Source organism: Pseudomonas asplenii (assembly GCF_900105475.1).
GTDB classification, from domain to species: Bacteria; Pseudomonadota; Gammaproteobacteria; order Pseudomonadales; family Pseudomonadaceae; genus Aquipseudomonas; species Aquipseudomonas asplenii.
Map to the genome: position 1 here is coordinate 2,344,657 of NZ_LT629777.1, position 23,347 is coordinate 2,368,003.

Below are 23,347 nucleotides of genomic sequence, written 5' to 3' on the forward strand. Positions count from 1 at the left end.
CCTATACCCGCTCAAACGATGGGACTGATAGAATCGCCGCCGGTTCACACGAGGTTTATCCATGCACGATCCCCACAGCGAACGCATGAGTGGCGGCGAGACCCGCGCGGCAAGCGGCCTGGCCCTGGTGTTCGCGTTCCGTATGCTTGGCATGTTCATGGTGTTGCCGGTCCTGGCGACCTACGGGATGGATCTGGCCGGCGCGACACCGGCTCTGATCGGCCTGGCCATTGGTGCCTACGGCCTGACCCAGGCGCTGTTCCAGATTCCGTTCGGGATCATCTCCGACCGTATCGGCCGCCGTCCGGTGATCTACCTCGGCCTGATCGTCTTTGCCCTCGGCAGCCTGCTGGCGGCCAACGCCGATTCGATCTGGGGCGTCATTGCCGGACGGGTCCTGCAGGGCGCCGGGGCGATTTCCGCAGCGGTCATGGCACTGCTCTCGGACCTGACCCGTGAGCAGCACCGTACCAAGGCCATGGCGATGATCGGCATGACCATCGGTCTGTCGTTCGCAGTGGCGATGGTGGTCGGGCCGCTGCTGACCCGTGCCTTCGGCCTGTCCGGGTTGTTCCTGGCGACCGGTGGCATGGCGCTCATCGGCATCCTGATCATCGCCCTGATGGTGCCCAGGGCCACCAGTCCATTGCAGCACCGCGAGTCCGGGGTCGCGCGCCAGGCGTTGCTGCCGACGCTCAAGCACCCGGACCTGCTGCGCCTGGACCTGGGCATCTTTGTGTTGCACGCGATGCTGATGTCGAGCTTCGTCGCCTTGCCGCTGGCCTTCGTGGAAAAGGCCCATCTGCCCAAGGAACAACACTGGTGGGTGTACCTGACCGCCTTGCTGATTTCTTTCTTCGCCATGATCCCGTTCATCATCTATGGCGAGAAAAAACGCAAAATGAAACGAGTTTTACTCGGCGCGGTGACGACGCTGATGCTCACTGAGCTATTCTTCTGGAAGTTCGGTGATGGTTTGCGGCCTCTGGTGATCGGTACGGTGGTGTTCTTCACCGCCTTCAATCTGCTGGAGGCGTCGCTGCCGTCGCTGATCAGCAAGGTTTCACCGGCTGGTGGCAAGGGCACGGCGATGGGGGTGTATTCCACCAGTCAGTTCCTCGGCTCGGCCCTCGGCGGTATTCTGGGTGGCTGGATGTTTCAGCATGGCGGTCTGTCGGCGGTATTCCTCGGATGCGCGGCACTGGCTGCCCTCTGGCTGGCCTTTGCTGTTACCATGCGTGAACCTCCCTATGTGACGAGCCTGCGCTTGCCGTTATCGCCTGAGGCGATCCGCGAAGCGGGCCTGGTCGAGCGCCTGAAGGCCGTCGTAGGGGTAACCGATGCAGTCGTCGTCGCCGAAGAGGCCGCCATCTACATCAAACTGGACACCGAATTGTTGGATCGCACCACCCTTGAGCGTCTGGTCAATGAGCCAGCCTCGCAAGCGTGCGAAGCCTAGGAGAACGTTATGGCCCGTGGGGTTAACAAAGTCATATTGGTCGGCACTTGCGGCCAGGATCCCGAAGTTCGCTACCTGCCTAATGGCAACGCCGTGACCAACCTGAGTCTGGCCACCAGCGAGCAGTGGACCGACAAGCAGACCGGCCAGAAAGTCGAAAAGACCGAATGGCACCGTGTCTCGATGTTCGGCAAGGTTGCCGAGATCGCCGGCGAATACCTGCGCAAGGGTTCGCAGGTCTACATCGAGGGCAAGCTGCAGACTCGCGAGTGGGAAAAGGACGGTATCAAGCGCTACACCACCGAAATCGTCGTCGACATGCAGGGCACCATGCAGTTGCTGGGTGGCCGTCCACAACAGGGCGACCAACAGGGCGGCTACGATCAGTCCGCGCCGCGCCAGCAAGCGCCTCGCCAACAAGCTCAACGTCCACAGCAGTCGGCACCGCAACAATCGCGTCCGGCACCACAGCAGGCCGCACCGCAGCCGGCTCCGGATTTCGACAGCTTTGATGACGATATCCCGTTCTAAGTCGCTGCTTTCCCAGCGCTGAGAACCTGAAAAGCGAAGCCACTGACCGGGCTTCGCTTTTTTATTGCCTGCGACAAAAACACTGATCGCTTGAAGGTTGAGGGTATTGGCGATACCTACAACAACGACTCATGCCGCGTCGGCGTCTTCTCTTCGTGGTAGTGCGGACGGCCCGTCTTGGACTCCATGAATTCTGGGGTGGCGAGGATGGTTTCGGTCAGCAGGCAATCCTCTTCACCCTGGAACCAGCAGGCCAGCGCCGAGTTGCGGTTGCCATGCATGTCGACGACGGTCAGGTACCTTTTGGCCGGGTCTTTCGGGTCGATGGGGCATGTCTTGGGCGGCAACACCAACGCATCGCCCGGTTTGACCCAGAGGTCGGCCAGCTCGATCTGGTTCACGTAGGGGCGCCAGCGAGCCACGCTAATGACCAACGGCAGTCGGGTATAGCGGGCCAGAAACACGTGGGCGAAGTTGTGGTACTCAAGGTCGGTCGGGTTGTAATTGAGCAACTCGCGCTGGCGCGCCGGCCCGAGATAGGGCGATTGATGACCCGCCCACTTGCCGTAGGTGTATTGCGCAATCATCAATTGCTCGTATTCGAAGCGGATGCATTCGCCACTCCTGAGCAGGGTCATGCCGAAAGCCTGGGCCGTTTCTTCCGTGGCCCACAGCGGCTGGTAGTAGACCTCCTTCGCATGGAAGTCGAACTCGGTGATTTGATAGGAACTGCAGGCAGTCTGTACCTGGCGCTTCTTCTCGCTGATGCCTTCGTACCTTTTGCCGAGCGACAGCTCCGGTCTGGTGGGGGCCAGCTCGATCAACTTGCCCCGCGGTTCGCTGCAGGGAACGGCCAGGCCCTGGTCGTTGTACAGGAACGGGAACTTGTGGGTATCGAGCGGCTGCTGGGCGCCATCTTCGATAAAGGAAATGCTGTTGAAGAACTGCATCATGACAAGGACCATCCAGGTCAGTGGCTAGGAAGAGGCCGGTTGATTAAAGGACCGATCCGGCGACAGCGCCAGATCAGTCCGTTTGCTGCTTAACGTTGCGGCTGCTGCTGTACCCGGAACCAGTCCATGCCATGGGGCTCGCGCCAGCGACGCACGGTGGCGCGTTTTTCGACCTGGGTCAGGCACAGGCCGGTCTTGTGCTGCTGGGCCATCAGCAGATGAAAGATGTCATCGCCACGCCGGTCCCAGATCACATCGGCCTCCAGGGGACCTGGCTTTATGGGATGCAGCCGGCTGTCACTAAGGTCCTGCATGCCTTGCAGGAGAGTACCGGTTTCGTAGTTGATCAGCAGGGTCGGATGGTTGAGGTCCGGGTGGGGCTCCAGCTCCGGCATGTACCAGAGTTGTCCTGAATAGCGTGCATCCGGTTTCTGCAGGGCAAGCCGACTCTTGTTTTGCGGGTCGGCGGTCAGTGCCGGGTTGTCGCCGGTGTTGTTGCGTATCAGATAGAGAATGGTTTGGGTGTCTTCCAGTACCTTGGCGGTCTGGACCATTTTCACCCGGCCGAAGGAGTCATGGCACAGTCGCGCGCTGATTTTCACGCGAGGCTTGAGATTCTGTCCCGGCTGGCCGAAACCTGCGATCACGCCATCCACACCGGTACCTTCCAGGTTATTGCCGGCTAATGCGTAGGTCAGGCCGGATTCGGGATTGGGTTGCATGTTCCTGGTCAGGCTATCCCAACGGGTCAGGCTGTTGTCGCTGGCGCCGTGGTTCAGCAGCGCTTCACGCATAGTAATGTTCGGACAGTAACGCTTGTCGCGTGGCCAGCGCTCGGTGGTCAGCAACAATTTGTGCTCGGACTTGGCGTTCAGCAACAGCGCCATGGCATCCCAGAACTGCTCGAAAGCTTTGGGCGTAGCATCGCCGGCCGGGGGGTAATGGTAGCTTTCGTTGGTCTGCTTGCTCTTGTTGTCGATGAATACCGTGCGCAGTGCCGGGCCGTTGACGGCGGCATTGAACGAGCTGCGGCGACTGTCACGACCCAGCACCATCACCGAACTGGCCCAGGTTGCATCGATCTCGGCCTTATAGCCGGTGTACCACTGATAGGCAGCTTCCAGCGCAGTACGGGCCGGTCCTTCCTGGACGAAGCCATACACCGGAGTGAGTTTCAACTCCACCACCTCTGGGCTATCGGGCAGGGATTGGCGCCACAGGGCAAATTCCGGCTGGTAGTTCTGTGGGGTGGTCGAGCTGAAGTTGATGGCGTGGGTGCCACCCCAGGTGGTCAGTCGGCTTTGGCGGTTGGCGATATGGCGCTTGACCCTTTCGGTGACCGAGGTCGAGGCCGTGGCGCTGACAAACGCCTCATACTCAGCCTCGACCATTGCCTTGAGGCTGGCCTTGGCGCTCAGGTAGCTCTTGGCGGCGGTCATGGCGTAGTTCAGCGAGCCGCCGACCACCACTTCCTTGACGATATCGGCGCCGAAATCGACGAAGAAATCGAAGAATGTCTTGGCGTTTGTCGGATCGAATGCCTCGGGCAGTTCATTCACCCGGCTTTTGAACACCTCGGTGGCGTTGTCGGGGGTGACCGCCAGGCTCAGTTTCCACAGGCGCACCGTGTGGCTGTAGAGGGCGACTTCGTGGTCCTGGAGTTGCGAGATATCGCTGCCGAAGGTGGCCTTGAAGCCGGCCGAGAAGGCGCCGTAGCTACCTTTGGTCTCGAGGTTTGACAGGGTGTGCTGTTCGTATTCCTCAGGGGAGGAAAAACTCTCGATGAGAGAGTCTTCCCTGGTCACCAGGTCAAGCGTGACGTGTTGGCCCATGTTGTAGGAGCGGCCTTGGCACGTAATCGGATGCTTGCCGATCTCGGTGTCGCCGACCTTCTGGCACTTCCGACTTTCGCTGGCCCAATCCAGTTTGTTCAGGCCGAGCCCCAACAACTGTGAGCCACCGATAGCCGTCAATTCGTTGTTCATTGCGGGCTCCCTTCGTCCAGATTGAGTCAATCTCGCTCAACCGAGTTGGCGCCAGTATCGGGAGAAGGGAGCAGTCGAGACAGTTCAGAGCGGTCTCAGTACGGTATCAGTTTGGTATCAGTTAGTTGACCAAACAGTCTCGGCTGCGGGTTAACGCGGTGGCGGCGCTGGGGTAAACTCCTGCGACAGCCGGATGATAGCAACTTGGCATTGCCTCTTCGCGTATCTCCTGGCGCCTTCATTGGTATGTCAGCCCAGAGTGACGGGGCGGCCAGGGCTATCGACATGGATACCAGAGATCTTCCGCTTTCCGCCGTGCTCCGCGCCGAACCGACGCTTTCCGATGGCCGGGTCCTGCTCGACAGTGGTTTGCTCAAAGCGCTGCGCAAACAGCACGGCCTGAGCCAGGAAACCCTCGCCGAAGCCTGCCTGAACCGCCAGCTTTGCGTGTCCATCGCTTCCATCAAGCGCGCTGAAACCGGTAAACCGGTGCTTTATCGTACGGCTCGCCACCTGGCGACGGCCTTCGGCGTCGATGTCAGTACGCTGCTTGGGCAGTTGGTCACCGAGGCGCTGGCCGAAGTCGAGGCGACTCTCGCCGAACTGCACGAACGCGTGTTCCCAGTCCCTGAGTATGGGGTGACGCGTTACGTGCTGGAGTTGTGCTTCGTGATGGATGAGGGGGCGTTCTGCGCTTCCCTGGTCGAAGGCATCGAGCGTCTGATCCAGCAGTTTGGTGGTGTCAGCGTCGAAAATGCCCAAGGTCTGGTCATTGCTCGGTTCGGCTCACCCCGGGCCTATCGCAGCGACAGCGAGCGGGGTCTGCTGTGTGCCCTGGCATTGAGTCGTGAACAGTATGTCCGGTCGGGAGATGGGGTCGTGTTGCGGCTGGTGCGCGAGGGCGAGGCGATGCCGCTTGAGGTCTCTGCCCTGGCCCATCACGCGTTTCCCAGCCTGCACGGCCATGCTCCGGTTTATGTCGCTCAAAACCTGATCGAGCCACTGTCGCAGCGCTTCGAGTTCGCCGCAGCCGACCCGGTGCTGCCCAGCTATCAAAAGTGCCTGCGAGTGCTCAGCCTCGATGAAAACACCCCACGGCCGCTGGTGGGCCGGGCGATAGAGCTGCTGCAGTTCAAGGGCGTGATCGAGGCCACCGAGGAGTGTCAGGACGGCCACGTGGTGTATCTGCGGGGCATGGCGGGTATCGGCAAGAGCCGTCTGGTCAGCGAATTCTTCGAGATGGCCCGGCAGGGCGGGTTCGCCTGCCACCGTGGCGATGTGCTGGATTTCGGCATGGACCATGGCCTCTGGCCTTTCGGCCAATTGGCGCTCAGCCTGCTGGGCTTGGGCACCTCGACGCCGGTGTCGGCACAGGCGCTGGAGGCTGCGGCGAGCCGCCTGAAAATGACGGAGCCCTCGCTGATATTCCTGCAGATGCTGACGGGCGTGCAGGGCGCCGATCGCGCGTTCAAGGCGCAGCAGGCGCTGTACGCGGCGATGAGTGGCGAGGCCCGCACGCAAGGCTTGTTCAGCGCATTGTTGCAACTGTTGCTGCGGGTTGCGGTACAGCAGCCGTTGTTGGTCATCATGGAAGACCTGCACTGGGGCGACAGCGGGCTCTTCGCGATGCTCGGCCGGTTGCTCGATGCCAGCAGCGAAGCGCCGATCGTCTGGCTGCTGACCTCCCGTCCCGAGGGTGATCCGCTGGAAAGCGAGCTGCGCCCACGCTGTGCCAGCCCCATGAGCCTGCTCGACCTCGCCCCGATCCGGGCACGCGAGGCGACGCTGCTGGCTGAGCAGTTCAGCGAGGTCGATCCGGCCTACCGTGCCGACTGCGTGGTCCGTGCCCAGGGCAATCCGCTGTACCTCACGCAATTGTTGTCCAGCCAGGAGGGGATTGTCCCCGACAGCCTGCGGCATCTGGTGCAGACGCGGGTTGAGCGTTTCACCGCGCCACAGCGCCGGGCACTGCATTACGCCGCAGTGTTCGGCAATCGTTTTGAGCTGGCGCTCTGGCGCGAGGCGCTCGGTCAGCCTGACTACGTGCCCGAGGCGCAGTGGCGTCAGAGCCTGTTGCGGGAAGTCGAGCCGGGCAGCTACCTGTTCGTCCACGACCTGGTCATGCATTGCCTTTACGATGCAATGCCGCAGGCCCTGCGCGAACAACTGCACCGTGAGGTGGCGTCGCTCTACCGCACGCGCGACCCGGCACTGTGTGCGCAGCATCTGTTGCGGGCGAATGCGCCGCAGGCATTTGATGCTCTGCTAGTCGCCATGGCGGAAAAACTGCAGAACTGCCAGTACGACAGCGTCCTCGCCCTCGGCCAGCAGGCGGCGAGCCTGGGCGCGCGCGCCGAGGCCAGCTTCGACCTGGCCCACGCGTGTGCCCAAGCCTGTTCGGGGCTGGGGCGGACGGTGCAGGCACGCGAGCATTTCCAGCAGGCACTGATGCTGGCGGCCCAGGGCGAAGAACGTATCGAGGCGGCGCTGGGCTTGGCGGTGGTGTTGAACACCCTCGACTGCCTGGAAGAAGAGGAGCACCTGATCGAACAGACACTGCCCCTTGCCCACGACCTGCGCGCCCATACCGCGCTCGCCCGGCTGTATCACTTGCGCGGCAATATCTACTTCCCGCGTGGCGACTATGCCGAGTGTCGGCGCCTGCACGAGGAGTCGCTGTCTTTCGCCCGGATCGGCAGTCATCTCGAAACCCAGGCCAAGGCCCTCAGCGGTATCGGCGATTCCTACTACGCCCAGGGCAGCATGCAGACTGCCTGCGAAGTATTCGATCAGTGCGTTCGCCTGTGCGAACGCCATGAGCTGGTGCAGGTGGAGGCGGCCAATCGCAGTGCCCGCGGTTCCGCTTGGTTTTACCTCGGTCAGCCCGAACAGGCCTTGCAGGACGCCATGCAGGCTGTCGTCAGCAGCCGCCGGATCGGCAATCATCGCGCCGAGGTGTTTTCCCGGTTGACCGCGGCCTGGGTGCTGTTGGCCTCGGGTGAGGGGGGGACGGCACAGCAGGAATTGTCCGAGGCCCTTGAACTGGCGAGCAGTCTGGGAGCCAACCGTTTTGAGGCGATCCTGTTGGAAGGGCTGGCGCGGGCCGCTCTGAGCCGGGGTGAGCGCGAGCATGCCCAAACACTGATCATGGCGGCGGTGGAGCGGGTCGAGCGTTTCGACCTGCAGCGTTACATCGGGCCATGGATCTATGGCAGCCTGGCGCTGCTGCTCGATGATAAGACGCTCAAGCACCAGGCATTACAGCGCGGCGAGGTGCTGCTGGGCCAGGCGTGCCTGGCACACAATACCTTGCGTTTTCGGGTGAGCGCGGCAGAGGTCTGCCTGCTGGCGGGAGACTTCGAGTCGGCGATCGCGCATGGGCAACAGATGACGCTGCTCCCGGAGTCCGCATCCTGTGCCTGGGTCCGCCACCATGTGCGTCTGATCGGCGCGGCAGAACAATGGTTGCGAACGGCTGACCCGGCCAGTGCCCAAGCATTGCGGGCAATCCGCCGCGATGGCGAACCGCTCGGGTTCGTGGCGACCATGCCTCTGTTGTCCAGTCACCTGGACGCTTCGGCCTGACTGCCAAACCGCTGCATCCGGCACCTCCAGCATTTCGAACCCACGCGGCCCATGCGCTGTGTGGCTGGATTGCACCCCGCCTGCCGATGGCCTTTGTGTAAAAACCACCGAACTTTGCTGGCATCGCGGGACTCAGTTCCTTACAGAGACCGCCGAAGAGGTATTACGCCCGTGCCCAGAGTCAAGCTGGCTATCGTATTGTCGATCTTCCTGTTATCCGTCAGTTGTGGTGTTGGCGCCGCTGCCGCCGACGCGTCCCAGGCACCGCCCCAACCGTTGGTGCAGGGCGGTCTGCTCGGTGCCCTGAGTTCGAGTATCGAAGGGGTACAGGACAAGCTCGACCTCAACGACAACCTGCTCGATGCCTGGCGCCTGCGCGCCGACCGCGCCGCCGACGAGATGGACCGGCTGGTCGACCAGACCGTCGAGCGCTCGCCGTGGAGCGTGGCCGCCGATTTCCTGCTGTTATCGCTGGTCTGGCTCGGCAGCTTCGCCGGGCTGAGTCTGCTGGGTCGATTTGCCGTCCGCCGGCTCGGGCGGCAACGGTTTCTACTGCATCGAGAACGTGGTCGTTCACTGTTGGGCTACGTCCTGCCCTACATGCTGCCGGCCCTGGTCAGCCTGCCGCTGACCCTTTATGCCAGCCACCTGCTGCCGGTCTCGGTGGGGCGCGCCCTGGCCCTGTGCCTGGCCTATGCGACCAGCAGTGGGATTTTTTCCACCGGGCTGCTGCTGTGCCTGAGCGTACTGTTCGATCTCGGTCACAAGCGTCGGGCGGTGCGGATTATCCGTGAATACAGCCCGCGCCCGCTGTTCCTGATCGGCTTCCTGGCGGCCCTCAGCGATGCGCTCACCAGTGCGCAGATCGCCCGGCAATTGGGCGGCAATATCACCAGCAGTGTCGCTGTGTTCACCGGGCTGTTCGCCTCGATCCTGTTCGGCGTGCTGGTGTTGCGCCTGCGTCGGCCTGTGGCCCACCTGATCCGCAATCGCTCGCTCTCCCAGCGCCTGCGTCAGCCGGCCTTGCAGGAGTCGCTACGGATTTTTTCCGGCCTGTGGTACTGGCCGATCCTGTTGATGGTGCTGGTATCGGCGATCAATCTGATCGGTGCCGGTGAAGACAGCCAGAAAGCCCTGCGCTGTGCCTTGCTGACCACCGTGCTGCTGATCGGCACGGTGTTTCTCAGCACGGTCATCCAGCACCTGTTCAAAGCCCGCAGTGCCGACGCGATACTGCGCAGCAGCGTGTACAAGGAGCGCCTGCTGAGCCTGTTGCATGCATTGTTGCGGATCGTCCTGGCGGTGGCCTTCATTGAGCTGCTGGGGCGGATCTGGGGTCTGTCGCTCTACGAGTTCGCCGTCCAGAACACCGTAGGCCGGGCCATCAGCGATGCCCTCAGCCGTATCGGCCTGATCCTGCTGGCCACCTGGCTGCTCTGGGTGGTGCTCGACACGGCGATCCAGGAAGCCCTGAAACCACCGATCAACCCACGTTCCGCGCGCCAGCCGAGTATGCGGGTGAAAACCATCCTGCCGCTGCTGCGCAATGCGGTGAAGATCATCCTGGTGGTGATCTGCACCATCACCACCATGGCCAACCTGGGCATCAATGTCGCACCGCTGCTGGCGGGTGCCGGGGTGGTCGGGCTGGCGATCGGTTTCGGCTCACAGCAACTGGTACAGGATGTGATCACCGGCCTGTTCATCATCATCGAAGACACCCTGTCCATCGGCGACTGGGTGGTCCTCGACTCCGGCCACGCCGGCACCGTGGAAGGGCTGACCATTCGCACCCTGCGTTTGCGTGACGGCAAGGGCTTCGTGCATTCGGTACCGTTTGGTCAGATCAAGGCGGTCACCAACCAGTCGCGGCAGTTTGCCTTTGCGTTCTTCTCGGTGCAGTTCACCTATGACACCGATGTCGACAAGGCCACCGCGCTGATTCGCGAAGCTGGGCAGATGATCAGCGAAGACAGTTTTCTCAAGTTCAACCTGCAAGGGCCGCTGGAGGTGTTCGGTGTGGATCGGATGGACCTCAACGGCGTGGTGCTGACGGCGCAGTTCCGCACGGTGTCCGGCGGGCAGTATGCCGTGAGTCGGGCGTTCAATGAGCGCCTGAAGAAGCTGGTGGACCAGAGCCCGTGGGTGCACTTCGCGCAGACTTATCCACAGCAGGTGCTGTTGCCGAATCGGACTCCGGTGGTGGAGGAGGGACAGAAAGAGGCTGAGCAGCGTTCGGTCGTGTTGCCCGGGGAGCGGATGCAGACCCCATGAACCGACCTGTGCGAACCAGGGCTGGCACTTTCTCCGTGACGGTTGCATCCAAAACCCGCAAAATGCAACGATTACGGTTATTGCCAATGGGGAAAACCCTGGTTTTCCGTACTCCATCATCGTTCTGAACTGATTCTGGGCCAGCTGACTCTATGCGAATGCGCCTTATGTTATTGGGCGGCGGGAATGCCCTCGGGCAGGCGCTGATTCGCCTGGGTGCGGAGGAAGACATCAGTTTCCTCGCCCCCCGCCCGCCGCAGGACGGCTGGGACGCCGCGAGCCTGACGCAACTGCTTGACGATACCCGTCCAGGTGCGTTGATCAACCTCGCCTACTATTTCGACTGGTTCCAGGCCGAGGCGGTCAGCGAAACGCGCCTGGCCGGCCAGGAGCATGCGGTCGAGCGTCTGGCCGAACTGTGCCAACATCACAATATCATCCTCGTCCAGCCGTCCAGCTACCGGGTCTTCGATGGCTCGCGGGCGACTGCCTATAGCGAAAAGGACGAGCCGGTGCCTCTTGGCCTGCGTGGCCAGGCCTTGTGGCGCATCGAGCAGAGCGTGCGGGCGACTTGTCCGCAGCACGTGCTGTTGCGTTTCGGATGGCTGCTCGATGACAGCGTCGACGGTTCGCTGGGGCGCTTCCTGGCGCGTGCCGAGCGGCCCGAGGAACTGTTGCTGGCTGACGACCGCCGCGGTAATCCGACGCCGGTGGACGACGCCGCGCGCGTGATCATCTCGGTGCTCAAGCAACTCGATTGCGCGGCGCCGCTGTGGGGCACCTATCACTACGCCGGCCATGAGGCGACCACGCCTCTGGCACTGGGCCAGGCAGTTCTCGGCGAGGCTCGCAGCTACCGTTCGCTGGCGGTCGAGGCGCCGACCGCGCAGGCCCACGCGGCCCGTCCGGATGCCGCCGAAGAGCCCCAACATGCGGTGCTGGCCTGCAAGAAAATCCTTCACACCTTCGGCATCAAGCCCCGCGCCTGGCGCGCCGGGCTGCCGGCTTTACTGGACAGGTTCTATCGTCATGGCTGATGCCCCCATTCTGATCACCGGTGGCGCCGGCTTTATCGGTTCCAACCTGGTCGAGCTGTTGCTGGCCAAGGGTTATTCGGTTCGTGTGCTGGACGACCTGTCTACCGGCAAACGCAGCAACCTGGCGCTGGACGATCCACGGGTCGAACTGATCGAAGGCGATGTGGCCGATGCCACGCTCGTCGCCCAGAGCATGATCGGCTGCCAGGCGGTGGTGCACCTGGCGGCAGTCGCTTCGGTGCAGGCCTCGGTGGACGATCCGGTGCGCACCCACCAGAGCAACTTCATCGGCACCCTGAACGTCTGCGAAGCCATGCGTCAGGCCGGGGTCAAACGGGTGCTGTTCGCCTCCAGTGCCGCCGTGTACGGCAACAATGGCGAAGGTGAGTCGATCGTCGAGGACACGCCCAAGGCACCGCTGACGCCTTACGCGTCGGACAAGCTGGCCAGTGAATACTATTTCGATTTCTACCGTCGCCAGCATGGCCTGGAACCGGTGATCTTCCGTTTCTTCAATGTCTTCGGACCCCGCCAGGATCCGTCCTCGCCATACTCCGGGGTCATCAGCATCTTCAGTGAGCGCGCCGAGAAGGGCTTGCCGATTACCGTGTTCGGTGATGGCGAGCAGACCCGGGATTTCATCTATGTGGGCGATCTGGTGGATGTGCTGGTGCAGGCGCTCGAAGCGCCACGCGCTGAGGAGGGTGCGATCAACGTTGGCCTGAACCGTTCGACCACTCTCAAGCAGATGCTGCAGGCGCTGTCCGAAGTGGTCGGCCCCCTGCCGCCCGTGAATTATGCGGCGGCCCGCTCTGGCGATATCCGTCATTCGCGAGCGAACAACCAGCGTCTGCTGGAGCGGTTTTCCTTCCCCGAACCGACGCCGATGAGCGTGGGACTGGCTCGCTTGCTAGGCCGCTGAGGCCAAGTGGCACACATGAAAAAGGCGCCTCGGGAGGCGCCTTTTTTCGTGGGACTGGGTCAGAACTTGTAGCCCAGGCCGACCATGTAGACCATCGGGTCCACATCGACATTGACCTTGGCCCGGGTGCCGCCGGCCACGGCGTTGTTGTCGACGTAGGCGGTGGTGTCGATATCGATGTAGCGGATCTGGGCGTTGAGCATCAGTTTATCGGTCAGCATGTAGTCGGCACCGACCTGCCAGGCCACGCCCCAGGAATTCTTCGCACGGAAGTTGTCGAAGCCGGCGGCACTCGCTTCGCTGCCCACGTGTTCGTCGTAGATCCAGGTGTAGTTGATACCCGCGCCCAGGTAAGGCTGGAAGGCCGACTTGGCGTCGAGTGGGTAGTACACCAGGCTCAGTGTCGGCGGCAGGTGCTTGAGGGTACCGAGCTTGCCGTTGGCGGCGCCCAGCGCGGTGTTCTTGAGCTTCACATCATGCTCGAAGGGCGACGCCGCCAGCAGCTCGATACCGAGGTGGTCGGTGACCATGTAGGCGAAGTTCAGACCCAGTTGGGTGTCGCTGCTCATGGTGGCCTTGCCGCCCAGGTCGGCGCCGGCCAGTGGGCCGCGATCGACCTTGACGCTGGAGCTGTCGGCTTTTGGATTGACCGTGATCGCACCGGCGCGAACGATGATGTCACCGGCGTCGTGAGCGTGGGCAAGTGGTGCGGCAAAGGCGAGCGCGACGAGGGAGGCGCTGAGCAGGGACTTGTGCATGGGAGGGCTCCAGAGGATGTTTCGAGTTCACTGGTGCCAATGGTAAGCAGCGGACTGATCGGGTCCTTGACTCAGCTCAATGAAAGGCCAATGTAGGCGGCCTTGAGGATTTTTTGTGTGCCCTCCGTGGATTTATCCGCGAAGGGGCTACCCCCTGCCGAACACTCCCTCAGTCTGGCAGTTCATACACGTAGATCTTCTGTGCCTCCATGCTGTACCCGGCATCCGCCAGTTCACTGCTGCTCGGCTTGACCTGCAACGTGCCCTCGATCCAGTACGGCTGATACAGCTCATCGAGCTTGACTCCCAGCTCGCTGGTCACATGCACGATCTGGTTCGACGGCGGTGGCGGTACGTGGATGCAGGCGCCGAAATACGGTACCAGCAGGAACTCGGTAGTCCGGCCTTCCTCGCTCACTTCCAACGGCACGATGTAGCCGGGCAGACGCACATGCTGGCCATCGAGGGCCTTGACCACCGGTGCGTTGGGCAACGATTGCCTGGCCGCCGGAGCGGCCTCGGGGTCCATGTTGCCCAGTTGCGACAGGTCGTGCAGCGGACGCATGTCGGGGACTTCCGGCGGTGCGTCCGGCGGGATCATCTCCTGCCAGACCAGCTCACGGATGGTGTCCTTGGCCCAGGAGGGCTGCGCCATCAGCAACAGCAGCGCCAGCAGGACGTGGGACAATAGGGCTTTCTTCATCGCACGCAGACTCATAAACGAATGGACAGGCCGTCGGCCAGGGACTGTCGATAGGCGCGCCAGGCCGGCACGCTGCCCATCAACAGGGCGGCGACGAGGATACCGCCGAGCAGCGTCCATTCATATTCGCTCGGCCAGGACAGCGGCAGATAAAGACCGTAGTTGGACTGCACGTAGCCCTGCGCCAGGGCGATGCCCAGATACAACAGGCCAAGCCCGGCCATCACGCCGGTCAGCGCCAGGGTGAAGGCTTCCAGCACCAGCAGGTTGGCGATATGCCAAGGCCGCGCGCCGACCGAGCGCAAGATCGCCATCTCGCGACGGCGTTCGTTGAGGCTGGTGAGGATCGCTGTGAGCATGCCGATCAGACCGGTCAGCACCACGAACAGCGAGACCACGAACAAGGCCTTTTCCGCCGTGCCCATCAGGCTCCAGAGTTCCTGCAGGGCCACACCGGGAAGGATCGCCAGCATCGGTTCGCCACGGAATTCGTTGATCTCCCGTTGCAGGGCAAAGGTCGAAATCTTGCTCTTGAGGCCGAGCATGAAGGCGGTGATTGCCTGCGGCGTGAGGTCCATGTTGCGCGCCTGGTCGGCGCTGATTCGTCCGGCACCGTGGGCCGGGACGCCGTTGTGCCAGTCGATGTGGATCGCCTCCATGCCGCCGAGGCTGATGTGCAGCGTGCGGTCCACCGGCGTGCCGGTGCGCTTGAGGATACCGACCACGGTGAACGGCTTGTCGTCGTGCTTGACCAGGCTGATCGCCGCCACGCCGTGGGCCAGCACCAGCTTGTCACCCAGCTTGTAATGCAGGGCCTCGGCGACTTCGGCGCCGAGCACCACCTCGAACGGATCGCTGGCGAAGGCACGGCCGCTGGCCAGCTCCAGGTTTTGCTGGTGGCCGTACTGGTAGTGCTCGAAGTACGACTCGTTGGTACCCAGCACCCGGTAGCCGCGATGGGAGTCGCCGAGTGACATCGGGATCGCCCATTTCACCCGTGGGTCGTTGGCGAAGTGCTGGAAGCTGTCCCAGCGAATGTTGTTGGTGGCATTGCCGATGCGGAACACCGAGTACAGCAGCAGGTTCACCGAACCGGAGCGGGCGCCGACGATCAGGTCGGTGCCGCTGATGGTGCTGGCGAAACTGGCACGGGCTTCGGTGCGCACCCGCTCCACCGCCAGCAGCAGACAGACCGACAGGGCAATGGCGAAGGCCGTGAGCAGGGCGGTGAAACGGCGGTTGGCCAGGCTGGCCAGGGCCAGTCGTAACAGATACATCTCAAACCTCCGCGGGCGCGGCCGCGCGATTGAGTTCGGCCAGGGACAGGTGCCGGTCGAACAGCGGCGCCAGGCTCTGGTCATGGCTGACGAACAGCAGGCTGGAGCCGGCGTCGCGGCATTCGGCAAACAGCAGTTGGAGGAAGGCTTCACGGGCGTCGTAGTCGAGGGCCGAGGTCGGCTCGTCGGCGATCACCAGCTCGGGTTGCCCGATCAGTGCACGGGCAGCGGCGACCCGCTGCTGTTGGCCGATGGACAGCGAGTCGGCACGTCTCTCCAGCAGCGCCGGATCCTTGAGACCCAAATGGGCGAGCAGGGTCGCGGCAGCCTGATCGACGCTGCCATGACGCTGCATGGCGCGGCTGGCACGCAGCCTGGAGAAGTGACAGGGCAGTTCGACGTTCTCGCGCACCGAGAGAAACGGCAGCAGGTTGAACTGCTGGAAAATGTAGCCGGTGTGATCGACGCGAAAACGATCGCGCGCACCGGCACCCAGTTCACTCAGTTCCTGGCCGAGCAGGCGAATGCTGCCACGGCTGGGTTTCTGCACGCCGCCGAGCAGGCCGAGCAGAGTGGTCTTGCCGCTGCCGCTGGGGCCCTTGAGGAACAGGGTTTCGCCGGGCTCCAGACGGAACGTCGGAATATCCAGCAACTGCGGATGGCCGGGCCAGTTGAAGCCCAGGTCAGACAGTTCGATAAGTGCTTGGGTCATGGAAACCGATTCACAGTGTATGGATTCTCTGGCCTTGCCGGTTGGCCTGGGATCGCCACGGGTCTGTAGGAGCGGTCGGCCGACGCTCGGTTGCCCGCGAAGCTCTTGGCGTTCTCAAGGGCGCATTCGCGGACAAGTCGTATCGACGCACTGCCAGCTCTTACAACGGGCGTTATGTCAGAACTTCAGGGTAGCGGCCTTCGGTGTCGCATCAACACCCTGCTGACCGCTTGGCGAGATCAGTTGTACCTGGATTTTCTGCGTGGCGGGGAAGGTTTTGAAGACCTGGCTCAGGTCGAGCTGCTTCAGTGCTGCCGGCGTGTTGCAGGTGAACTGATAGTGCGCGTGGATCTCGCTGTGGTTGTGATGATGTTCGTGCTCGTCGCCCTGGGCATGGTCATCATCATCGTCGTCGTGGTCGGCATCTTCCGGCGCCTGGTCGCCGAACAGCGGGCTTTCCAGTTCCTGGTTGGCGATCACGCAGCCGGCGCCCTTGGGCAGGTTGAACAGTTCCAGCGGCTTGTCGAGCAGCGCACGCACGGCGGCGACCTTGGCCTTGTCGGCATCGCTGGTGGCGGCATGCTCGAAGCCCACCAGGTTCATCGCCGGGCTTTGCAGTTCCAGCTCCAGGGTCTGGGCATCCAGCACCGCGTTCAGGCGGCCCACGCCGTGTTCGTGGGCACCGAGGCTGCCGTGTTCTTTTTCATGGGCCTGGGCGGCGACCAGGGGCAGCAAGGCGAAAGGCAGGGCGAGAAGCAGGCGGCGCATGGGTTTCTCCGGAAACGGCGAAAGGGAATTTTGTTATGTGATCTTATAACGTTTCTGGCGGTTTCGGCCACCCGCTTGGCTATCCTGCTGACGCGTGGGAGCATGTGGCGCACAGATGATCGAGGATCGGTACATGGTGAGGATTCGGGGGACCGTCGGCGAGTGGCCGGTGGATTTGACGCTGGAACTGGACGACAGCGAGTGGGCCCGGCTGGGCGCGCAATGGCAGGGCGTAAAACCGCCGCAGGCGACGGCCCCCACGGTGGCGAGCAAACCGGTGAGCCAGGACGACAGCCAATGGCAACTGGCCCGGGATCTGCTGCGCCAGGCTGGCCAACTGAGCGGGCCGCAATTGCTGGAGCAATTGGAAGCGCTGACCGGCAGCACGGCAGCGGGCAAGCGGCTGCTGGTGCGGCTACGTCACAGCAATGAGGTCAAGGTTGAGAGTGGCGTGGATTCGCCGCTTTACAGCTGGATGGGGGACTGAGCGGGCTGATTGTATGCGCGTGTTCCGTGGGCGTCGGCCCATCGAAAAGAGGATGAGAATAATCCCACCCCCGTTTGATGGCCCGAGACTTGTACCGCTTCGAGTCGACTTGCTCGAAGTCGCTTGAGCGCAGCGCTTACGCGCGCTCCCCACACAGGTCCAGCGCAAACCACTGCTCGGCTGCCTGTACGTCCAGACCTGCACCGAGCAATGCGAACAGCTTGCCCAGCGCCGCTTCGCGGGTCATGCCGCCGCCGCTGACCAGGCCGGTATCGCGCAAGCGGCTGCCGGCGGCATAGGTGTCGAAGACCACCGAACCTTCCGGGCACTGGCTGATGGCGACGATTGCCACACCGCGCTGACGGGCGGTCTGCAGCACGTCGAGCAGCGCCTGATCATCGGATGGGCCGGTGCCACTGCCGTAGCATTCCAGTACCAGACCCTGGATGCCGCTGTCGAACAGCCCGCGCAGATGCGCCGCCTGCAGGCCGGGGAATACCGGCAGTACGGCCAGGTTGACCGGTACACGTGGCTGACGGTAATCCAGCCGGTCCGGAATCGCGGTCGCCCGTTCGCCTTCGCGATGGCGCGGCAGGGTAGTGAAGGCGTCGAACGCCTCGCTGCGCAGCTTCGAGACACGGCAGCCGTGTAGCAACTGGTCATGGAAGAACAACTGCACGCCGTCCGCCAGACCGTGTTCGAAATGCTTCAGGGCACCGATGAGGTTGTCCCAGGCGTCGCTGTCAGGTGCACCGGCGGGCAGCATGGAGCCGGTCAGCAGCACCGGTACCGGCAGGCCGAGCAGCAGGAACGACAAGGCCGCAGCGCTGTAGGCCAGGGTGTCGGTACCGTGCAGCACCAGGATGCCGTCATGGCCTTGCTGTTCGACGGCTTCGACGATGGCGTCACGCATGGCCAGCCAGTTGGCCTGTTGCATGTTGGCGCTGTCGATCAGCGGATTGAGTTCACGCAGCGACCACTTTACCTGTGGCGCATCGGCGCGTCCGGCGAGGTATTCGCGCATCCGTGCCTCGAAGCCACCGGCCGGGGCCAGGCCTGCGGCGGTTTGCAGCATGCCGATGGTGCCGCCGGTATAGAGGACGAGAAGATTCTTGACTGCACCCATGGGAGCATTCCGTAACGAGGAGTAGAAAAAAGACAGCCGCCCACGAACGGGGCGGCTGGCACAAGGAGAATATCAGCGTTGCGGCTGCGCTTGGGCGGCGGCGTTGTCAGCAACTGTTTCAACTTGTGGGTTGGCAGGCCATGCAGCGCGGTCCAGATCCAGGTCGGCGAACTTGCTGGAGTCGAACACCGGCTGCTTGACGCCGGCACGACGCTGCTCGTCGTAGTCGCGCATTACCCGCAGGCCGATCTTGAACAGCAGGGTCAGGGCGATCAGGTTGACGAACGCGAGGCAGGTCATGGTGATGTCGGCGAAGGCGAACACGGTCGACAGGTTCTGCGTCGAACCCCAGACGATCAGTGCCAGCACCAGTGCACGGTAGGTCATCAGCACCGCGCGGTTGCGGCTGAGGAACTGCAGGCTGGTTTCGCCCAGATAGTAGTTGTAGAGGATGCAGGTGAAGACGAACAGCGACAGGGCAACGCTGACGAACAGACGACCCCAGTCACCGACGACCGCCGCCAGGGAGTTCTGGGTCAGGACGATGCCGTCACCTTCGAAGCCCGGGGTGTAGAAACCCGACAGCAGGATCAGCAGCGCGGTGCAGGTGCAGATGACGAAGGTGTCGAGGAACACGCTGAACGCCTGGACCACGCCTTGTGCGCCCGGGTGTTTCACGGCGGCGACCGCAGCGACGTTCGGGGCACTGCCCAGACCGGCTTCGTTGGCGAACACGCCGCGCTTGACGCCCATGACGATGGCGCTGCCGAGCAGGCCGCCGAAGGCCGGGTCAAGGCCGAAGGCGCTCTTGAAGATGGTTTCGAGCATGGCCGGGACGTGTTCGATCTGGGTGCCGATCACGTACAGGGTCACGCCGATGTAGGCCAGGGTTTTCACCGGAACCAGCAGGTCGGACACCGAGGCGATCCGCTTGATGCCGCCGAGGAACACGATGGCCAGCAAGACGGCGAGGGCGATACCGGTGTGGCTTGGATCGAAACCGAAGGCGTTTTGCAGCGAGTGGGTCACGGTGTACGACTGCAGGCCGTTGAAGGCGAAGCCGTAGGTGACCAGCAGCAGGATCGAGAACACCACCGCCATGCCCTTGAGCTTCAGGCCATGCTGGATGTAGTAGGCCGGACCGCCACGGTACAGGCCATCGCCATCGGCGCGCTTGTAGACCTGGGCCAGGGTACATTCGAAGAAGCTGCTGGACATGCCGACCAGAGCGGTTACCCACATCCAGAACACGGCGCCCGGGCCACCCAGGGTCACGGCGATACCGACACCGGCAATGTTACCGGCACCGACGCGGCCGGCGAGGCTGAGCATCAGGGCCTGGAACGAGCTGAGTTGGCCTGCCTGGCCGCGCAGGGATTCCTTGAACACACCGAACATGTGGCCGAAATGGCGGAACTGGACGAACCGCGAACGGATCGTGAAGTAACTGCCGAGCCCGACGATGAGCACGATGAGCAGTTTCCCCGAGAGGAAATCATTGAGTGCTTCTAGCATGGGAGAATGACCTCGATTCTTATTCTTTGAATGAAAAGAGCAACAGGCGGCAGGCGCACTGCTATCCGTTGGGCGCATGTTTGGTCATGGCCGGTGTGGTGACAATTTCGCGGGTTGCTCTGCTTTGACGCGAGTTGATGCTAGAATTGCATCACTCGCACCATCCAGGTTCATCGTCATGAGCGATAATTTCGCGATCAATCTCAAGCTGGCCTGCAGCCATTACCGCTCTATTTCGGAGGTTTGCCGGCAGCTGTCGATCAACCGCGCGCAGTTCAACAAGTACCTGAGCGGCCAGAGCCATCCGACGAACTACAACCTCAAGCGCATCGGTGACTTCTTCGGTGTGGAGGATTACGAGTTGGGTCTGCCGCCGGAGCAATTTTCCCGTCTGATCGGTGCACGCAACCCGGCCCTGCGGGCCGAGCAGCAGAACGACCCGATCAGCGAGTTGTTCAAGCCGTTGCATGAGGAGTCGGGCAATCTGTCGCGTTATTGCGGTTACTACTTCGAATATTCCAACTGCATGTCGATACCCGGTTCTATCCTGGTGTCGCTGGTGCACCTGCGCGAGGAACGTGGCCGTTTTCTCTTCGAACGCCAGGAGCGCCAGGAGCGCAGCACTGCCAACGACGGACATGCCGAGGTGCGTTGTCGTTATCTGGGGGCGGCCTTTCAACTACAGGATCGGCTGTTTCTGATCGACTACGAGTCGTTGACGCTCAATGAAATGAGTCAGACCATCCTCATTCCCAGCTTCAAGAGCCGCATTACCCGTCTCAATGGCCTGAAGACCGGTGTCTCCAGCGGCGACCGACGTAATCCGGCGTGTACCCGCGTGGTCTGGGAGTTCCTGGGGGAAGAGATCAACCGCATCAATGCCTTTCGCCAGGTCAAACTGTACCGCCCGGATGATCCGCGCATCGATGACGATGTGCGCGAGCGGCTGAGTGCCGGTTCGGTCGGTAACGGCCTGTTCGAAATCGAATAAGACGCCTTCCCGCAGGTGCATGACCTGAGGCCCTCTTCGCGCCGCACCGCCGCGAAGAGGCCAGCAAACCCTGCCAGAAAATCTCAGTACAGCGCGGCGAACAGCTTGCGACGGTAGGTGGTCACCAGCGGGTGGTCGTTGCCCAGCAGCTCGAACACCTGCAGCAGGGTCTTGTGCGGCAGGCCCTCGCTGTAGCCGCGATTGCGGGTGAACAGCTTGAGCAGGGCATCCAGCGCGGCTTCGTACTGCTGACGGGCCAGTTGCTGGATTGCCAATTGGTAGGTCGCTTTGTCGTCCTGCGGGTCTTGTGCCAGACGCGCCTTGAGGTCGGCGGCATCCGGCAGGTCGGCCGCTTGGCGCAGGAAGGTCAACTGCGCCTTGGCGCCGGCCAGGGCGGCCTTGTGTTCGTCGCCCTTGACCGCATCGAGCACGCTCTGGGCTTCACCCAGCTCGCCGCGCTCGGCGAGGCAGCGCGCGTACAGGATCAGCGCCTTGGCGTTGCTGTTGTCTTCTCCCAGCAGGGCCACAAGAGTGGCTTCGGCCTCGGCGACGCGGCCTTCGGCGAACAGCGTCTGGGCCTGCTCGAAGGGGTCGGCAGCGGCGGGCGGAGGCATCTGCACATGGGGTTCGAGCATGGCCCGCACCGCCGATTCCGGCTGGGCTCCGGCAAAGCCATCCACCGGCTGGCCGTCCTTGAACAGCACTACGGTCGGCAAGCTGCGGATGCCGAAACGGGCGACGATGTCCTGCTCGGCATCGCAATCGACCTTGGCCAGCAGCAGCTCGCCCTGATAGCTCTCGGCGATCTGTTGCAGCATCGGCATCAGCGCCTTGCAGGGTGCGCACCATTCCGCCCAGAAGTCCACCAGCACCGGCTTGTGGAAAGAGTTCTGGATCACCGCCTGGTCGAAGTTCAGGGCGGTGGCGTCGAAGATGTAGGGCGTGTCCTGGGTCATCGGGAGTCTCGAAGAGCGGGATATTGCGCAACTATAAGGCTTGGGCGGGTTGGCCGGAAGCGGGTGCGCGCAGGAGTTGGCGGGTGCGCCGGCTCAGGGCCGGCTGGCGTGATAGAGGCTGACCTGGCGAAACTCTTGCGGTTCCATCAGGTCGGGCAAGGTCAGGGCCTGGAGGATCTCGAGGCGTTGGTACTGCGGATGGCGGAAATCCCGCACCCGTGAGTCGGCCACCAGCGCCTCCCGGCCACGACTGAGGAACTGATCCAGCAGCGGCAGGTTTTCCCGGTCATACAGCACATCGGCGACCAGAATCAGGTCGAAACGGTCGCTTTCGGCGAAAAAGTCCGCGCTGTAGTTCAACGTCACGCCATTGAGTGCGGCATTCGCCTGGCAGGCGGCCAGCGCCAGTGGGTCGAGGTCGCAGGCCACCACTTCCAGTGCGCCGGCCCTGGCCGCCGCAATCCCCGCGATACCGGAGCCGGCACCGAAATCCAGCACGCGCTTGCCCGCCACCCACTGCGGTCGTTCAGCCAGGTAACGAGCCATGGCCAGGCCGCTGGCCCAGCAGAAACTCCAGTAGGGCGGCTCCTGCAGGATCCGCCGGGTTTCTTCCGAGGTGAAGGCGCGGTCCATGTTCTCGGCGTCGATCAGCCACAGTTTGAGGTCGGTCTCTGGCAAGGCACAGGCCGTCAGCCGGGCATCGCCGAGCAGCGTGGCGAGGGCCCGCTGCAGGTCGAGCGGGACGATCATGGGGCGGTGACAAATTGCAGTTGGCCCATGGCCTGGGTGGTCGGTTGTGTCACCGTCACCGAGGGCAGATGCAGGATCAATTGCCCGGACTGGGTGGCCCGCCCGCGCAACTCGACACGTCCGCCGACCGGGAACACGTCCGGATTGAAACGCAGGCGGAACGCCAGCGGCTGGCCGGAACCGTTGATCTTGCTGCTGGCGAGCAATTGTCGCGGACGGCCGCGCTCGTCGATCACCAGCAAGGCCAGTTCGACCTCGGCATTGGTCGGCACGCCCAGCAAGGTGCCGCTCAGCTCGCGCTGGTAGGCGGGCAGGGGGCCGAGTTCTTCATATGCGCTCAGCGGTTTTTTCACCTGCTGCTGCGGTGGTGGCGTCGGCACGGGCTTGGGTGCGCTGCTGCAAGCGAGCAGCAGGCCGGCGAGGCTGAGCAAAACAAGCGGTCGTACTGACATCTACAGCTCCAACTGGGGCGAAAATCAACGGTTCTGATGGGATAACGTTAGTCCGCCGACTGTATACCGCAAACCCTATGGCTTGTCTTGCCACAGAGATGCGCTA

Annotated in this window: 20 protein-coding genes; 8 read left to right on the forward strand and 12 right to left on the reverse strand. The window is 62.8% G+C overall.

The annotated features are described in order from the left end of the window. Positions 1–61: 61 nt before the first annotated feature. The gene (locus BLU37_RS10720) at positions 62–1,459 is read left to right on the forward strand and encodes an MFS transporter (protein ID WP_010443907.1); all 1,398 of its coding nucleotides are present in this window, start codon (positions 62–64) and stop codon (positions 1,457–1,459) included. A gap of 9 nt (positions 1,460–1,468) precedes the next feature. Then, the gene (locus BLU37_RS10725; protein WP_090204655.1) at positions 1,469–1,990 is read left to right on the forward strand and encodes a single-stranded DNA-binding protein; all 522 of its coding nucleotides are present in this window, start codon (positions 1,469–1,471) and stop codon (positions 1,988–1,990) included. A 116-nt stretch (positions 1,991–2,106) separates the two neighbouring features. On the opposite strand, the gene BLU37_RS10730 is transcribed toward BLU37_RS10725, so the two are convergent. Together BLU37_RS10730 and BLU37_RS10735 are read right to left on the reverse strand one after the other, a co-directional pair. Continuing rightward, positions 2,107–2,943, reverse strand: coding sequence for a hypothetical protein (locus BLU37_RS10730; protein ID WP_232000493.1), 837 nt, complete (start codon positions 2,941–2,943; stop codon positions 2,107–2,109). 89 nt (positions 2,944–3,032) lie between these two features. Then, positions 3,033–4,928 (reverse strand): MAC/perforin domain-containing protein, encoded by a 1,896-nt coding sequence (locus BLU37_RS10735; protein ID WP_090204658.1) that lies wholly within the window; start codon positions 4,926–4,928, stop codon positions 3,033–3,035. A 285-nt stretch (positions 4,929–5,213) separates the two neighbouring features. On the opposite strand from BLU37_RS10735, the gene BLU37_RS10740 reads away from it, so the two are divergent. The 4 genes from BLU37_RS10740 to BLU37_RS10755 all read left to right on the forward strand — a co-directional run bounded on the left by BLU37_RS10740 (position 5,214) and on the right by BLU37_RS10755 (position 12,746). Next, positions 5,214–8,513, forward strand: a complete 3,300-nt coding sequence (locus BLU37_RS10740) for an ATP-binding protein (RefSeq protein ID WP_090204661.1) — start codon at positions 5,214–5,216, stop codon at positions 8,511–8,513. 171 nt (positions 8,514–8,684) lie between these two features. Further along, on the forward strand, positions 8,685–10,787 hold the full coding sequence (locus BLU37_RS10745; protein ID WP_090204664.1) for a mechanosensitive ion channel family protein: 2,103 nt from the start codon (positions 8,685–8,687) through the stop codon (positions 10,785–10,787). Between the two features lie 152 nt (positions 10,788–10,939). Next, a complete protein-coding gene (locus BLU37_RS10750; RefSeq protein ID WP_010443896.1) occupies positions 10,940–11,824 on the forward strand; it encodes a sugar nucleotide-binding protein in 885 nt (294 codons plus the stop codon). After that, positions 11,817–12,746 (forward strand): NAD-dependent epimerase/dehydratase family protein, encoded by a 930-nt coding sequence (locus tag BLU37_RS10755; RefSeq protein ID WP_010443895.1) that lies wholly within the window; start codon positions 11,817–11,819, stop codon positions 12,744–12,746. The genes BLU37_RS10750 and BLU37_RS10755 overlap by 8 nt, the downstream gene beginning before the upstream one ends. A 59-nt stretch (positions 12,747–12,805) precedes the next feature. Here the strand turns inward: BLU37_RS10755 and BLU37_RS10760 are convergent, their stop codons facing one another. The 5 genes from BLU37_RS10760 to BLU37_RS10780 form a co-directional block, all read right to left on the reverse strand. Next, on the reverse strand, positions 12,806–13,504 hold the full coding sequence (locus tag BLU37_RS10760; RefSeq protein ID WP_010443894.1) for an OmpW/AlkL family protein: 699 nt from the start codon (positions 13,502–13,504) through the stop codon (positions 12,806–12,808). A 169-nt stretch (positions 13,505–13,673) separates the two neighbouring features. Beyond that, on the reverse strand, positions 13,674–14,207 hold the full coding sequence (locus tag BLU37_RS10765) for a DUF3299 domain-containing protein (protein ID WP_090204667.1): 534 nt from the start codon (positions 14,205–14,207) through the stop codon (positions 13,674–13,676). Positions 14,208–14,218: 11 nt separating this feature from the next. Next, positions 14,219–15,484 carry an ABC transporter permease gene (locus tag BLU37_RS10770; RefSeq protein WP_090204670.1) on the reverse strand — a complete coding sequence of 422 codons (1,266 nt, stop codon included), beginning with the start codon at positions 15,482–15,484 and terminating at the stop codon, positions 14,219–14,221. A 1-nt stretch (position 15,485) separates the two neighbouring features. Next, on the reverse strand, positions 15,486–16,196 hold the full coding sequence (locus BLU37_RS10775; RefSeq protein WP_090204673.1) for an ABC transporter ATP-binding protein: 711 nt from the start codon (positions 16,194–16,196) through the stop codon (positions 15,486–15,488). Between the two features lie 177 nt (positions 16,197–16,373). Continuing rightward, positions 16,374–16,964 carry a DUF2796 domain-containing protein gene (locus BLU37_RS10780; RefSeq protein WP_090204676.1) on the reverse strand — a complete coding sequence of 197 codons (591 nt, stop codon included), beginning with the start codon at positions 16,962–16,964 and terminating at the stop codon, positions 16,374–16,376. Between the two features lie 133 nt (positions 16,965–17,097). On the opposite strand from BLU37_RS10780, the gene BLU37_RS10785 reads away from it, so the two are divergent. Further along, positions 17,098–17,451 carry a hypothetical protein gene (locus BLU37_RS10785; protein WP_172833013.1) on the forward strand — a complete coding sequence of 118 codons (354 nt, stop codon included), beginning with the start codon at positions 17,098–17,100 and terminating at the stop codon, positions 17,449–17,451. Positions 17,452–17,587: 136 nt separating this feature from the next. Here the strand turns inward: BLU37_RS10785 and BLU37_RS10790 are convergent, their stop codons facing one another. Continuing rightward, entirely contained in the window at positions 17,588–18,577 is a 990-nt protein-coding gene (locus BLU37_RS10790; RefSeq protein ID WP_090204681.1) for an asparaginase, read from the reverse strand. 72 nt (positions 18,578–18,649) lie between these two features. Continuing rightward, entirely contained in the window at positions 18,650–20,092 is a 1,443-nt protein-coding gene (locus tag BLU37_RS10795) for an alanine/glycine:cation symporter family protein (RefSeq protein WP_090204684.1), read from the reverse strand. A 178-nt stretch (positions 20,093–20,270) separates the two neighbouring features. Here BLU37_RS10795 and BLU37_RS10800 point away from each other — a divergent pair, with 178 nt between their 5' ends. Then, the gene (locus BLU37_RS10800) at positions 20,271–21,083 is read left to right on the forward strand and encodes a Cro/Cl family transcriptional regulator (RefSeq protein ID WP_019361263.1); all 813 of its coding nucleotides are present in this window, start codon (positions 20,271–20,273) and stop codon (positions 21,081–21,083) included. Between the two features lie 83 nt (positions 21,084–21,166). Here BLU37_RS10800 and trxA read toward each other — a convergent pair whose 3' ends face one another. The 3 genes from trxA to BLU37_RS10815 form a co-directional block, all read right to left on the reverse strand. Further along, positions 21,167–22,039, reverse strand: coding sequence for a thioredoxin (gene trxA, locus BLU37_RS10805; protein ID WP_090204687.1), 873 nt, complete (start codon positions 22,037–22,039; stop codon positions 21,167–21,169). A 93-nt stretch (positions 22,040–22,132) separates the two neighbouring features. Then, complete coding sequence (locus BLU37_RS10810; protein WP_090204689.1) at positions 22,133–22,789, reverse strand: class I SAM-dependent methyltransferase; 657 nt, start codon at positions 22,787–22,789, stop codon at positions 22,133–22,135. Next, entirely contained in the window at positions 22,786–23,241 is a 456-nt protein-coding gene (locus BLU37_RS10815; RefSeq protein ID WP_090204693.1) for a YbaY family lipoprotein, read from the reverse strand. The genes BLU37_RS10810 and BLU37_RS10815 overlap by 4 nt, the downstream gene beginning before the upstream one ends. Positions 23,242–23,347: the final 106 nt, after the last annotated feature.